Annotated in this window: 10 protein-coding genes; 2 read left to right on the top strand and 8 right to left on the bottom strand. The window is 44.1% G+C overall.

Annotation, left to right across the window (positions count from 1 at the left end):
- Positions 1-25: 25 nt before the first annotated feature.
- The 8 genes from NCI00_RS11305 to NCI00_RS11270 form a co-directional block, all read right to left on the bottom strand.
- Positions 26-922 carry a DUF1684 domain-containing protein gene (locus NCI00_RS11305; protein ID WP_253527537.1) on the bottom strand — a complete coding sequence of 299 codons (897 nt, stop codon included), beginning with the start codon at positions 920-922 and terminating at the stop codon, positions 26-28.
- A 120-nt stretch (positions 923-1,042) separates the two neighbouring features.
- On the bottom strand, positions 1,043-1,651 hold the full coding sequence (locus tag NCI00_RS11300) for a redoxin domain-containing protein (RefSeq protein WP_253527535.1): 609 nt from the start codon (positions 1,649-1,651) through the stop codon (positions 1,043-1,045).
- Positions 1,652-1,786: 135 nt separating this feature from the next.
- A complete protein-coding gene (locus NCI00_RS11295; RefSeq protein ID WP_253527533.1) occupies positions 1,787-2,545 on the bottom strand; it encodes a DUF2490 domain-containing protein in 759 nt (252 codons plus the stop codon).
- A 64-nt stretch (positions 2,546-2,609) separates the two neighbouring features.
- On the bottom strand, positions 2,610-2,864 hold the full coding sequence (locus tag NCI00_RS11290) for a hypothetical protein (RefSeq protein WP_253527530.1): 255 nt from the start codon (positions 2,862-2,864) through the stop codon (positions 2,610-2,612).
- Between the two features lie 115 nt (positions 2,865-2,979).
- Positions 2,980-5,562 carry a TonB-dependent receptor gene (locus tag NCI00_RS11285; protein ID WP_374758837.1) on the bottom strand — a complete coding sequence of 861 codons (2,583 nt, stop codon included), beginning with the start codon at positions 5,560-5,562 and terminating at the stop codon, positions 2,980-2,982.
- Positions 5,563-5,761: 199 nt separating this feature from the next.
- The gene (locus NCI00_RS11280; RefSeq protein WP_253527528.1) at positions 5,762-7,825 is read right to left on the bottom strand and encodes a ComEC/Rec2 family competence protein; all 2,064 of its coding nucleotides are present in this window, start codon (positions 7,823-7,825) and stop codon (positions 5,762-5,764) included.
- Entirely contained in the window at positions 7,822-9,183 is a 1,362-nt protein-coding gene (locus tag NCI00_RS11275; RefSeq protein ID WP_253527526.1) for a T9SS type A sorting domain-containing protein, read from the bottom strand. Before NCI00_RS11275 ends, NCI00_RS11280 begins: the two co-directional genes overlap by 4 nt.
- Positions 9,161-10,117 carry a PhoH family protein gene (locus NCI00_RS11270; protein ID WP_253527524.1) on the bottom strand — a complete coding sequence of 319 codons (957 nt, stop codon included), beginning with the start codon at positions 10,115-10,117 and terminating at the stop codon, positions 9,161-9,163. Before NCI00_RS11270 ends, NCI00_RS11275 begins: the two co-directional genes overlap by 23 nt.
- A gap of 544 nt (positions 10,118-10,661) precedes the next feature.
- Here NCI00_RS11270 and NCI00_RS11265 point away from each other — a divergent pair.
- Together NCI00_RS11265 and NCI00_RS11260 are read left to right on the top strand one after the other, a co-directional pair.
- Entirely contained in the window at positions 10,662-12,905 is a 2,244-nt protein-coding gene (locus tag NCI00_RS11265; protein WP_253527522.1) for a choice-of-anchor A family protein, read from the top strand.
- A 186-nt stretch (positions 12,906-13,091) separates the two neighbouring features.
- Positions 13,092-14,453, top strand: coding sequence for a vanadium-dependent haloperoxidase (locus NCI00_RS11260; RefSeq protein ID WP_253527520.1), 1,362 nt, complete (start codon positions 13,092-13,094; stop codon positions 14,451-14,453).
- The last annotated feature ends 13 nt before the right edge of the window (positions 14,454-14,466 follow it).

The raw sequence follows: 14,466 nt of genomic DNA, 5'->3' as shown, positions 1-14,466 counted from the left end.
GGCCTTTGATTTATGTCGGCACTCATTAATGATTTCCATAGTTTTTCTCTCCCGCCGTCACCGCAATAGATAAGCGATTTTGCTTGGGTGGCAACGGACAGGTGGCAAAAGTCGTAAATGCACAAGGTGGATTGATGGATTTATTAAAATCCAGAACGGTGATTCCGCGTTCGTTTGGCTTTTCGGCGTACAAAAAACGCCCTGCTCCGTAGGTTTCTTTGCCACTGGTTTGATCGGCAAAAAGAATAAATAATTGCTCTTCACTTTCTACGGCATCCAAACGGTGTTCTTTTCCATCAACAGTAAAAACCAACGTACCGGGAGACGCTTGCAGCGATGTTTGGCCTGTTACATCCGTAATCGCGATTTTTTTATCAGTTGTCGCTGGTTCTAGTTTGGCTTCTATGCGCCATTTGGGGTCAATTGAGTAGGTTTTTACGCCTGCAAAATGCCGTAATTCTGGACTCTCTAAATCCCGAAGACGTATCCCAAATTTAGTCCCGCGCTTAATCACAAACCACCGCAAAGAGCCGCTTTCGAGTACGATGTTAGGTTCAGAAGGAAAAATTTTAAGCGAGTTAACAGGTTTTTTATTGACCGATACCTTCGCATTGGGTTCAATATCAACCCAAACTTCGCCGTTTTTGAGAGTAAAATAGCCCAGCAAGGGTGCGCTCTTCCCCGCGGGAAAGACTACGTTGTTTTTAGCATCGGCTCCGAAACTGTTCTTGCCTTCTTCCAACCAAAACAGGCCCGCTAAATTTAACCAACCATTTTCGGCTTTGAGGCCTTCAATGCGTTTTTGATGCCATGTTTTAAGGTCATTTACGTAGGTGTTATCGTCAGAAATCCGCTGAAACCCCGTCAAAATCAAGATTGAGAACAGACAAAAAATAAGTTTAAATTCTAAAGAAACTTTCATTTCTGATTAGGTTTAAGAATTGCGCTTGTAAAAGAGTATACTGACGTACAAAATGCAAAAATTGCGTGTCAATAAAAAAAGAACAGTGACTCAATTTAAGTATTACTTGATTAGTCTTATTTACCCAAATAATCGTGCAATTTTAACCGCCTTTTCAATTTCTTTATCGGAGACAACATACTCAAAATCACGGTCAACGTAGTCGTACACAATGCGACGGTCGGCGTTGACCACAAACGTGGCCGCAAAAGGCACATCTTCTGAGATACCCGCAATTCGGTCCCAGACGGGCTCGTATTTAGAATAAACGCCCAGCGCTTCGCTGATTCTGTTTTCATAATCCTGCACTATATTAAACCCAAGGTCATGTTCTTGAATCGTGTGGACGATGTTTTTATAGTACTCCGTAGTCAGCACGAGCAAATTTCCACCAAGCGCACGGATACGCGGATAAATACCGTTGAGGAGTTTTAGGTGGCGCTCTCCGTACCCATTCCAGTCGGGACTGTAAGTACTAATCACCAACGGCCCATCCTGCAACAACTGATGAAGATACATCGTACCGGCGGTCTGCAAGCTCGACGGAAGATGTTGCCAAACACCTAATTCTAAATTGATGCGAACCACAGGAAGGGTGTCTCGGTTTTTTAAGGGTTGAATTTTTTGATACGATTTTGGCAGAGAAGATATAATGTAGTCTTCACCTACGATTTTGATGATTGATTTCATTTTATATACTTTTTACGGATTCTCAAATTATAAATGAGGCCAATATTTACCTACTTTTTCTATCTATTAAGCATTTTTATTGACAAGAATGAATGACAGAGAGATAACAAAAGCAAAATGTTGATTTGTATGGTTTTAGTGCACTTTTTTATTCTTACGTATGTCTAAATTCTGAAAATAAAACAGCCTGATTGTATGCGAATTTTGGTAGCGATTACCAACTCCTAGCTGTTGATAAACATTCATGTATCCCAATTGAAGGTTAGAATGAGCACTGGTTTGGTAGGCTAATCCCGCAAAAAACCGATTTTGGTCGAATGTATTATACACTACTTTTCGGCTAAGATTAACAAATATTTCGTCGTTAATTGCCACAAAAAATGTATTCGAAACAATACCTTTCTTACTCAACGGAATATTAAGCATGTAATTGAATCGCAGGCGGGTGTCAAAACGGTAACCAGCGGCTAGCTCGTTATCATTCTTAATGTTTCGTCGCCAGCGCTCTTCCAAGCGCAGCCATTGCATGGTACGTACTTTGCCGTATTTGGTGTGGAGCTGAAGCTGCTGCCATATTCTGTGTTCGGGCATAGATACGTTGGCATGACCTTCTTCGGGAAAATGATTGGTAAAATTGTAACCGTTGGTCAGTTTAAAATCGTCGGTTAAATAGTACATCAATCCAGTCCGAAATAAAAATTTGGACGGCTCCCCCACAAAACCATCAGTAGTACGAAAATGCACATCAGTCCACAGGCCCCACTTTTCACTCAATCGAGTTTGATTAAAATAACCCAGCCAAATCTGCTCACTGTTTTTAACCTGTTTGGTAACCTGACCGTACCCAGACAAACCTAAAGCACTTATTATCAATGACAAATATATTTTTTTCACATTAGTAAACTTTAAAATGCAGTCACAATATTCCGAATATGCAAGGCAATAATTATAGTTTTTTTTACACAATTGGTTTGACTTTCACCAATCCCGTAATGGCTTTCAAGCGCACAAGTAGGCTGTCCAAGCGCTCGTTATTGTCAAGTATTATACTTAATGAGCCTTGAGAACGAACACCATCTGCTTCAAACTTAGCACTGATGATGTGTCCGTAATCGGCAATAAAACGAGTAACTTCTTCGACAAAACCTACCCGATCAAAACCCAATATTTCCAAATGGGTGAGGCGGGTGTGATGATGTTTTTGTGTTTGCATTGTCTTGGCTGTTTAAAAGGTTAAATTCTTATAACGCTCGAAAGTTGCTTTTTGATAGCTGTCAGGCAGTTTTATGTTATTAACAAAACTGCCTGACAGCCAATTGGTTATTTAATTAAAAAGTATATCTCAAAGTCACGCCATAGGTACGTGGATCTCCTAAAATCCCCCCAATTTGTCCTGCGCTACCCGGTGCCACCAAAAGCTGCTCGTAATAATCCTTGTTACCCAAGTTTCTACCCCATACAAAAAACGAAATACCATTGGAAGCCCTGAAACCCACTCTACTATTTACTAATGCATAACCTTCAATGTCTAAAAATTGTGAGGGAGAAGGGCTTGAAGAAAACGTAGAACGATAGTAAACATCAAGCCCACCAAAGAAGTTACCTTTTAGGCCCAATAAATTACCTCTTCCCGTTAGCTCCGTACCAAACGAACCCGCATATTTTGAAATTCCAGGCAGTACACCACCCGATATATCTTTAAATGCCCGGTCTCCTCCTACTTCTTCGATGGGCACAGGGGCATTGGTAAACTTGACGTATTTACCATCGGTATAAGCAAAGGCACCAGTGAAGGTCACGTGATTATTTACCCTGATGTTACCGTCTATTTCCAAACCAATCACCCTTACTTGTTCGGCATTGGCCAAATACCCTCGGTTTACCCCCGGTTCAGGCGTTTGTACTTGCGTTTGATAATCTTTTATGTCGGTATTGTGAAACACAACGTTCAATACAGAGTTGGACGTTGGTTTGGTTTTGATACCAAATTCAACATGAGAAACCGCTTCTGGTTTTACCGTTGCCAGCTCAGTCAAGACTCGGCCACTAGCTGTTGGCAAACCACCCACGTTTATGCCAATAGGTTTGTAGCTGAGTGAATACGTGCCAAAGGCATTGACGTTTTTATTGAATTTGTATTGTAAGGTCAACTGACCCGAAAAATTGCCTTCGGAAGCATCTATATCAAAGGTTTGGTTGCTGTAAACCCCGTTTTTCAGGGCCAACAAAGCGGGGTCAGTCGTAGTCAAACCACCATACGTTACTCGGCTGTAGTTCGCTTTTTTGGTGTCATTGTTGTATCTAATGCCAGGCAAAATGTGCAATTTGTCAGTAATCGCCCAGTCAGCCTGGGCAAACAATGCCACACTCGAACTCTTTATGCCGTAGGTAGTTTTTATGCCGAAGTTGTCAAACAAACCGGGCGTTTTCCAAAGAGCACTCGTGGAGCTTTGGGCAAAACGCCATTGTGCCGAGCCCGCTTCTTCGGTGTGAACAGGGTCCGTCCTCAAATCCTGCCACAAGCCAAAGGCCCCAATTACCCCGCTTATTTTATCATTTATTTGACCCGAATATCTAAGTTCTTGGGAAAACTGGTCGTGGGCAGAGGTTCCAGCAGAGATAGAAAAAGAATTTAAACCCGTGTAATCACGGTCGTTCAAAGGATCCCACTTCCAATATCTCCAAGCGGTGGTAGAAGTCAAGGTACCTTTTCCAATTTTAAAATCAGCGTTCAACGACAATCCGCCCAGTTCGTTACCTGCTTTTGAAGGAGTATCTAAGTCCAATGTCCTTTCAAAAGCGCTTTGGTAAGGAAGTTGGTAATTTAAATCAGCAATAATAGCATTGAATTGACGGTAAGCGGCACGTTTGGTCGTCACTACTTTGGCCACTGGCCATCCGTACCCCACAGGGTTTTGATCAGTAACATCGGCAATAAACGTAATATTTATCTTGTCGGTAGGTTTGTATAAAAACTGACCTCTCACCCCAATATTATTAATATCATTGATATTGGTTTGGGTGCGGGTATTGTACAATAAGCCATCTCTTTGGGTACCGACAAACGAAACCCTTGCCGCAAGTTTTTTGCTTAAAGGCCCAGAGATAGACGCTTTTGCCTGAATGTAGCCATAGTTGCCATAGCTTAGTTCGAAGCTAGCGGTGGGGTCAAAACTTGGCGCACGAGACGTTACGTTAAATGCTCCCGCCGTGGTGTTTTTGCCAAACAATGTTCCCTGAGGGCCACGCAGCACTTCTACCTGGTCTATGTCAATAAAATCAAGTGCCGTAGCCGCGGGGCGGGCATAATATACGCCATCGACATAATAACCAACCCCAGGGTCGATACCATCGTTGGTCAAACCATAAGTAGACCCTAAACCTCTGATATTGAGCGTTGTATTCCGTGCATTTGATGCATAAAACTGAACCGTAGGCACCAATTCTTTCAAACGGTTTACGTTAAAAGCTCCTTGGTCTTCTACCGTTACGCCTCTGATAACCGAAATCGGAATCGGAATATCCTGCACCGCTTCTTGACGGCGGCGGGAGGTTACTACCACATCCGAAAGTTGATTAGTACTTTCTTCGAGTTTGATTTCTACTTTGCTGTCACTAATCAGAACTTCTTTTTTTAAATAACCTACCGACGATACAAGGAGGATGAAAGGAAGTTTTTGGCCCGTAATCAGCGCAAATTCTCCATTCACGTCGGTCGCCGCGCCGTTGGTGGTGCCTTTGATTGATACCGTCGCGCCAATCAAAGGAGTACCGCTACGGGCATCGAGTATTTTGCCCGATACCGTCGCATTAATCATTGGAGTATTTTGAGCGGATAAATAAGAAGGAAAAAAAGCAGAAACAGCCACAAATAACAGACTGATTAAACTAGGTGGGAAGAAATTTTTCATAAAGAGTAATAATATAGATTTAGTAGTTTTTTAAAAAATACAATTATTCAAATGGTTAGTTAAAGCTTAATACTCATACTGGATAGAGTACAGGAAGTATTAACACTTTATATCTATTGATTTAGTATGCAAATGTAAAGCAACTGTTTTTATAAATACAAATTGACCTGAAATATTCTTTGAAATATTTAATTATATCTTATAAAAAAGCCAAAAATGCACCTTGATTGTGAATAAAATACCACGGAAGGCCCAGCTCTTTGGCTTGTTTACGGAGGTTTTCCAACGCGTAAAATTTATTGGAATTATCAAAAATGAGCTTTTGATTACCAAAAACGGGAAGAAGGTCTTCTACTTTTCGAAAAGCTGTATTTCGAATAACCACGTAATCTACCACAGGAGGAATTGTGGTCTGCACCGATTTTTCAACGAGCAAAAGGCTTTTTCCGTGCCAAACGATGAGCTTGCCGAAAGGTAAATTTTTAACAAAACGGGATGGGTACACGGATGAAGCCAACGGTTGTTGTTGAATGGAGCGTACGTTTCGTTCGTCGTAAAAATTCTTGAGGTAAAAGTTGAATGGTTGTTGGTTTGATTGAAAAAAAGCAGAATCAGCGAGCAGCACAGCCTCCTTCCCATTTACCAAGCTAATGACCGATTGACGGGAAACGGAATGAACGACCACAAACTTTTGTTGATTAAAATGGACCATCTCCTTCAGTTGCAATATACACAGCAACGCACTCAAGGCCAGCGCATATCCTCCCCAACGAACTTCACGGTAATACACCAATGCCAATAACATGGCCATAATTCCGTACATCAAGCCCAGTTCGACTGCCGACAAAGACAAACCTTCAAGGGTAGAAAAGGGCAACAAATCGGTCCAAATCACGATTTCATTCAATAACCATGTAATTCCAGTCAGCCCCCAACCAAGGAGAACCGATAAGTAAGGTACCCACGAAAGTACCAGCGCTACCATCGCAACTGGCAACATAGCGGTAGCCAAAAACGCCACAAAAGGATTAGCCAACAAAAAATACGTCGGAAATTGATGAAAATAATAAACGGCAATTGGAAAGGTTATGAATTGGGCAGCGATAGCTACGGTGGTCATTTCCCATAATTTATCCACCAACCATGTTTTTGGGGTAAAATACTGATACAAAACAGGTTGAAGAAAAATAATCCCCCCCAGTGCCGCGTATGAAAGCTGAAAACTCACGGAAAACAAAAGTAGCGGATCAATGGCTAACAAAATGAGGGCGGAGCCAAAGAGGGCATTTTCGCCATTTTCTTTGCGCTTCAAAGGACTTGCCAGCAAGAAAATCGTAAACATAAGCGCCGAACGAATCACGGGGGCCGACAGGCCCGTGAGCACCGCATAAAACCACATGGTAACGAGCGTAATACCCAACGATAGCCATCGCCCGTAGCGGCGTTTCTCCAAGCGTTTGAGCATAAAAGTCAAAATCGAAATAAAAATGGCGATGTGAAAACCCGATACCGACAGTACATGCACGGCCCCAGCCGCCGAATACGACTGAATCAGTTCGCTGTCCATCTCATCACGAAGTCCCAAAATCATCGCTTTCGCAACGGCATATTCACGGTCAGGAACAACGAGCCGCCGCAATGCTGCATCACTCCACTCGCTTACGGCAAAAGCCCAGCTTTTATACCATACACCCTGATAGTCACCCGTGAATAAAAAATCAGTGGCTTTCAGGTAGTGCTGATGATAAATTTGTTTTTGACCCAGAAATTTTTGGTAATCAAACTGCGCAGGGTTTTGCGGCGGCTCCACCCGCCGAGGCTGGCCCCTAACCAACAAAACTTGCCCATAGCGTGGTTTTTCCGCCATTTTATCAAGGTAAATCAGGACCTTACCTTGCATTGAATGCCAGCCGTTTTCCACTTTGCACCGACGTAATTCAACCTCAACTTTGTAGGTTTTGGCGCGGGTTTCGGGCGGCGAAAGCACCACGGCTTCGTAAGCCGTCAGTTGTGACCAATCTTTTCCCAAAACAGTCTGCGGCGTTCGCAACCAACCCAATCCCGCAAAGAGTATTAGCATCAACGTTCCTGACCAATAACGATTGCCACGCGAAGAAAGAACCAAGAAAAAAAAGGCAATGAAGGCAACGGCAACGCCGCCTATGATTGGCCCGTTGATGACGGGCAACCAATGTTCGGGAAGCGCCTTGTGCAGAAGGATTCCACAACAGAAAGCGATACAACAACGCAGCAAAACATTCATCGCGTAATGACCAAGCGTTTACTAACTGTCTCTTTTTCAGTCTTAACCCGTACTATATAAACCCCAGGAGAAATATTTGTCGTTGGAAACGTAACCAACCAACTTGGATAATCAGTAAATTTTTGATTGCCTACCAATTGTCCTGTTATGCTGTACAATTCAACCTCAAAATCCGTAAATTCAGTAACGTTGATTTGAATATTTACTTGGTCGGAGGCAGGGTTCGGGAACACTTTCACGTCAAACGTGTCTCCAAAAGGGACTTTTGAACACCAGTATTTGACCAGCCGCGCCCGACGGGGGGCTTTTTCAATCACGGCCATCATTCGTTCACTCTGGTTGACGGTAAAGATATTCATGCAGGAGTCAGGCGAATAATCCATGTAGTTTTCGGTCATGTTGCGGGTACGAACACCCGAACAGGTAGAAAACAACGGCCCGCAGTTGGTTGACTGATTGCCCGACTGAGCGGGGGGAGTATCAGCACAATAATCATCGCCGCAATCGGTGTCTCCCCATGTATGAATCAATCCAAGCCAATGCCCCACTTCGTGGGTGGTGGTACGTCCAAGGCTGTACAATTTACTCGTTACTGCCCCGCCCGAACCAAAAACTTTGTAGTCAATAAAAACCCCATCCGTTTTTTCTAATAGCTCATTGGCACTGTCTAGCCCTTTCACGCCAGTGGCCGATGGAAACTGCCCGATTCCCAGGTAATTATTCCCAAATCGGCTAACCCAAATATTGAGGTAGCGGTCGGTGGGCCAACTGACAATATCAGCGAGCGTTTGGTCGTCAGTGAATATATCAAAAGTGCTTTTAGCGCTGTAATAATGACGCGTAATTCCGTTGGTTGGATTCCCGTCGGGGTCTTCATTGGCCAAATAAAATTCAATCCCCGTATTAGTTCCCACGGGGTTGGTATTAAAGCCGCGCGTTCCAGACTTTCGTTGGTAGTCTTCGTTTAGGGTTCTGATTTGAGCCAAAATTTGCTCATCCGAGATGTTGCCATTTTCACGCCCACCAATCGTCATGGCGGCATTGTTATGGACCACATGCACTACCACGGGGATACGCACTTGGGCGCAAAGCACCGCTTGCCGAGCCCTGCGGTCGGTGGCAGCATTTTTTAAATAAGATTGAATGGAATCTTCAAGCATTGTGCGTTTTAGGCGCCAATAAGGGTAGCGCTTCGCAATGGCTGAATCATATTGAACGGCAGCACAGCGCTGCGCGTAAGAAGCAAGGTGTAAAAAATTCAGAAGTAAAAAAACACGAAGAAAACGGTTGGCAGTGAGGCGTCTTTTTATCCGACCACTCACTGCCAACTGCTCACTACTCTTTCTCTTTCTTTTCATATGCATCCAAAATGTCTTTGACGAGGCGGTGGCGCACTACATCACGTCCATCAAGCTCGACAAAGGCAATCCCCTTTACATCTTTCAGGGTTTCAAGCGCATCTTTCAAACCGGACTTTTGATTTTTCGGTAAATCTATCTGGGTTTTATCGCCCGTGATAATCACTTTTGAACTGGGGCCCATCCGCGTCAAAAACATCTTCATCTGCGAAGGGGTCGTATTTTGGGCTTCATCGAGCAGGATAAAAGCATTATTTAGGGTTCGCCCGCGCATGTACGCAAGGGGGGCAATTTCGACAATTCGATTTTCAAGGTAAAACTTCAATTTTTCACCCAAAATCATATCGTCAAGCGCGTCATAAATAGGGCGCAAGTACGGATCAATTTTCTCTTCCAGATTGCCCGGCAAAAACCCTAAATTTTCTCCCGCCTCCACGGCTGGACGAGTAATAATGATTTTTTTTACTTTTTTCTCTTTCAAAGCCTGCACCGCGATAGCTACTGCGGTGTAGGTTTTACCCGTTCCTGCGGGCCCAATAGCGAACAGTAAATCGCTTTCGGCCGCTTTTTCCACCATCAACCGCTGATTGGCGGTTCTGGCCTTCACTACCACTCCTTTGGTACCGTACAAAATCACGTCTTTTTCGTCCTCCAATACGTGCGGCGGCGCCACGGAACCTCCGTTGGCGGTCAGGTAATGACGTACATTTTCGTTGGTGATTTTGCCGTATTTCTGGTAATGTTGCAGAAGGGACTCCAGAATATCGCTGATGCGGATAATCTCGGGCTGAGTGCCCATTACACGTATTTCGTTGCCGCGTGAAATGATTTTACTCATTGGAAAAGCGGCAGCAACTTCTTTGATGTGGTTGTTTTCTACGCCGAGAAAGTCAACAAGTGACACATCTTCCAAGGAAATTATTTTTTCTACCAAACGATGTAAGTGGTTTAATATTGATTGATTACGTTTTGTTTATCTAAAACGTTGCGTTGTTCGTTTTAGCTTGGTGAAAAATACGTTTTTGTTTTTAGAATTACAACTTTTTAAACGATTTTCCAGAGAAGGCTCTGCCGTAAACTTTGATTATGAAAGGGTTGAATAAATTAAGCAACAGCCCGAATTCGTAACGAATGCTTTTTTTTATTAGAACAATAAACTACAAAATCTAGCGCATAAAACCCGCGCAACAAGGGATACTGATTGTCGTATCTCCCGATTCTCACCCACAAAGAAGCTCAAATCAAAGTAAATATCCATTTTATCTTTAAAAACCATTTTTAGCCCTAAATATTCAATAAAATAAACACATAGGGATAAAAGTATATAAAAAATTAACCCATTTTAAAAAAATGGCACATTTGTTGAGAAGCCTTGGTTTGAAGCTGAAATTAAAACAACCAAGGCAATGCAACACCGACTATCTAACCCAAAAGCTTTAACTGTAAGGACATTTTTAAATCTATTATCGTCTTTCGTGATGGCTTATTTTTTACTAAGTTCAGGTCTATCCCGAGCGCAAGCACAAAACTGCGGACTGGGAACTAAGTTGACCGGATGTGTTGGTGTCGACTGCCCTCCGCTAACATTAGCACCCGACGCCAACAATGACTTAATTCAAGACAACAACCAAAGCGGCTACCCTATCAATACCACTTATCTCCCCCTTCCGTTCAATTGGCCAAACAATCAAGTCAGAGCCTACAGTCAAGTCTTTAACGTATTGGTTGGTGGTAATTTCAACGTAAAAGATGGAGGCCAAGGTGTACCCGCCGAAATCGAAGGGCGTGTGGCCATTAAGGGCAATTTAATCCTTGGCAACCCAAGCATTCCTTACAACTCTTATTATGGAATTGGCACCTCAGGCGGCGGAACCTACGTGATAGCCTCCACCAATTTACCAGCCTTATTGATTGGTGGCACCATCACAGGCTCGACCAATATGTTCGGGGTGGGCGGAACAGGCGTAGCGATGGGTGGCACGTATCAGAGCAATTTGCCCAATTCCATCACCGTCACCGATAGTCTTGGGATGGGCGGAATAGGACTAAACATCGACAGTTGTTTAATCGATATTTCTACCAAAAGCCTCTATTGGGCTACGCTTACCCCTACTGGAACCCTGAGCGGAGATACATTGATTGGAGACAACAGCTCGTCGGTGCAAGTCTTCAATGTGTCAAGTTGGAAGAACTTTGTGTTTAAAAATATCCCCTCTGGTGCTTCCGTCGTGGTAAACGTGAGCGGCTCGACCCACACAAACGTTCAAATGCCCTTGGTAAATGCAGTTACGCCAGCGGCAGGTTCTCCCTCTTTGTTTCGGTTACTCTTTAATTTTCACCAAGCTACAAACGTTACGTTTATAGGTACTTTTTATGGTTCGGCCATTATTCCAAACGGAAACGCGACTTTATCGGGAGGTAATTTTGACGGTCGATTGGTGGTAGGCGGCAACCTTACCCACGAAGCATCTGGGGGTGAAGTGCATAATTACCCTTTTGTTGGCGAATTCCCCTGCCCTCCTGCCTGCTTGAAAACGAGTTTTACATTTACAGCACCCGCCTGTGCACCCGACAAGAAATCCTACAGCGTAACGTTTAACGTAACCCAGAAAAACGGCACCATCAAAGTCAATGCTGGCACCCTAACGGGCAGCGGAAATGGTCCTTATACCGTAAGCAATATTCCTCCAACGATAAGTTTGAAAATCACGGACAGTCTGACCTCAATCTGTAAGTTTGACACCACCATTTTAGCCCCTGCAGCGTGTAACTGTACCCCCGCTGCCCCAGTGGCTATCAGCCCGAATGTATTTGCCTGTGCAGGTGATACAATTCCAACATTAAAAGTAAACGTATTGAGCGGGGTAACTGCCGATTGGTACGCCAACGCCACGGGCGGCTCCGCAATAGCCACGGGAGTGTTAAGTTATAAGCCTGCTGGCACCGCCAGTGTCACCGATACATTCTACGTAGAAGCACGCGGAACTACCCAAAATTGCGGTGGAATCAGTGTATTGAGAACCCCGATTATCGTAACTGTACAGGATTGCGATAGCCTCATTGATTTAAAACTCAAAAAATCAATCAGTAAAAAACTTGTACAAATCGGCGATACCCTTCAATACACGATCAAAGTATGGAACGAAAACACCAGTTTTGCCACGGGTGTAGAGGTCATCGACTCCCTCAGCGCGGGTGTACAGTATCTCAGTAGCTCCACCAAGCGCCTATCTAACAATACAACCGCTGGCAGTTACGATCCCCTAACCTCCAAATGGACCATCGGCGCTATTGGTATAAACGGAGATACGGTAGCCTTGACCATCAAAGTAAAAGTGGTAGCACAGGGCGTGTGGTTCAATACCGCCGAAATCAGCAAGGCCAACGAAAAGGATGTAGACAGTACGCCTTTCAATCAATCAGAATCAGAAGATGACCTAGACCGTCAATGTTTTAGCGTACCCATCAAACTTTGCGGTGGGGAAAAAGCCCTGCTGACCATCCCTGGACAATTTACGGGCGTACAATGGTTCAAAACTGGCTCTAACACGGCTATCGCTCAGGGAAACCAGGTGTTATTGGAAGAAAGCGGAACATACACATACACCTCAAGTTCAGGCACTTGCCCAGCGGAGGGATGCTGCCCCATCATTATAGAGGCCAGTGCTAACTGCTGCATCGTAATGTGTGTTCCGTATACAGCCAAGAAAATAAAAAAATAAAGACAACGGAATACGTGTGTTAAAAAGCCGCTCATCAAATAGCGGCTTTTTTCGTATATAGACCTACGCCTAATAGTGGCGGCCTAAATAACTGATAAAAATCAATTTATTGACGGTATCGTTTCGTAAATTTGCATCCTGAAGGTATGTTTTTTTGAATTTTAATTTTGATTTTTTTCAGAAGCTATGTTGAAAAAGTCTTTACTGGTAAGCGTGGGAGTCGTTTACTTGCTGATGAGTGCCTGTAAGCCCAAATTACCTCCCGAAGAATATAACGCCAAAGCCGCTGACCCTGAACTCTATCATCAATCGGTCGAATTGCTTACAGAAGTTATCATTCACGACATTTTCAAGCCCCCGGTGGCGAGTCGCATTTATGTATACGCCAACCTTGCGGGCTATGAAGCAATGGTTCCTGGCTATCCTGCTTATGAATCATTGGGTGGAAAACTCAAAGACTTTACCGCCCCGACCGCTCCAGATGCCGACAAGGAATATTGCTTTCCGTTGGCCAGTACGCGAGCTTTTCTGAAAGTAGCCAGAAACCTTACTTTTTCGGCTAGTTTTTTTGACGAATACGAAAAAGAATTTTACAAAAAATACGAGGACATGGGCGTGCCCAGCGAGGTCATTGAAAACTCCCTGGCCTACGGCGACAGCGTGGCCGCGCACGTAATGCGGTACTCCTCAAAAGATCGTTATAAACAAACCCGAGGCATCCGGTTTACAGTCACCAACGAACCTGGCACTTGGGTCCCCACCCCACCCGCTTACGCGGATGCCTGTGAGCCTGAATGGCACAAAATCAGAACAATAACCCTCGACTCCGCCACCCAATTCATGCCCCCTCGCCCGCCCATGTGGACCAAGGATAAAAACAGTGAATTTTGGCGCGAAACCCGTGAGGTATATGAAGTAGGTAAAAACCTTACCGATGAACAAAAACGGATTGCTTGGTTTTGGGATGACAATCCATTTGTGATGAATGTGGTAGGGCACGTGATGTTTGCCAATAAAAAAATGACCCCCGGCGGACACTGGCTAGCCATTCATGAAACGGTTTCGAGAAAGACCAAAGCCTCTTTTGACAAAAGCGTTGAAGGATACGCCCTCACTTCCATTGCGTTGATTGACGGGTTTATTGGTTGTTGGGAAGAAAAATACCGCACCCGAAAAGTGCGTCCAGAAACGGTTATCAATACCGATATTGACCCCAAATGGCAACCTTTTCTGCAAACTCCGCCTTTTCCTGAATACACCAGCGGGCACAGTACTATTTCAGCCGCCGCCGCTGAGGTGTTGAGTTTTGTTCACGGAGATTCCATTGCTTTCACTGATTCTACTGAATTCAAACATGGACACGGGGTATTGTCCTTTAAATCGTTCAGAGATGCCGCAATGAGTGTTAATATCAGCCGACTTTACGGCGGAATTCACTACCGTTCGGGCTGTGATGAAGGAAATCGCTGCGGCGTTAAAATCGGCAAACACGTTCTGGCCGTGGCCCGTACCCGAAAAGAACAAAAAGTAATCTCACAGGTGCAGTAGCAAAGTAGAGTTA

Origin of the sequence: Runella salmonicolor (genome assembly GCF_024158025.1) — a bacterium.
GTDB lineage: Bacteria > Bacteroidota > Bacteroidia > Cytophagales > Spirosomataceae > Runella > Runella salmonicolor.
This window is presented reverse-complemented; position numbering and strand designations above follow the sequence as displayed.

Bases quoted from the DNA above. Each gene is read 5' to 3' on its own strand.
- NCI00_RS11290 (WP_253527530.1), bottom strand. From the start codon at position 2,864: ATGCAAACACAAAAACATCATCACACCCGCCTCACCCATTTGGAAATA.
- NCI00_RS11265 (WP_253527522.1), top strand. From the start codon at position 10,662: ATGGCTTATTTTTTACTAAGTTCAGGTCTATCCCGAGCGCAAGCACAA.
- NCI00_RS11260 (WP_253527520.1), top strand. From the start codon at position 13,092: ATGTTGAAAAAGTCTTTACTGGTAAGCGTGGGAGTCGTTTACTTGCTG.
- NCI00_RS11305 (WP_253527537.1), bottom strand. From the start codon at position 922: ATGAAAGTTTCTTTAGAATTTAAACTTATTTTTTGTCTGTTCTCAATC.
- NCI00_RS11300 (WP_253527535.1), bottom strand. From the start codon at position 1,651: ATGAAATCAATCATCAAAATCGTAGGTGAAGACTACATTATATCTTCT.
- NCI00_RS11275 (WP_253527526.1), bottom strand. From the start codon at position 9,183: ATGAAAAGAAAGAGAAAGAGTAGTGAGCAGTTGGCAGTGAGTGGTCGG.
- NCI00_RS11280 (WP_253527528.1), bottom strand. From the start codon at position 7,825: ATGAATGTTTTGCTGCGTTGTTGTATCGCTTTCTGTTGTGGAATCCTT.
- NCI00_RS11285 (WP_374758837.1), bottom strand. From the start codon at position 5,562: ATGAAAAATTTCTTCCCACCTAGTTTAATCAGTCTGTTATTTGTGGCT.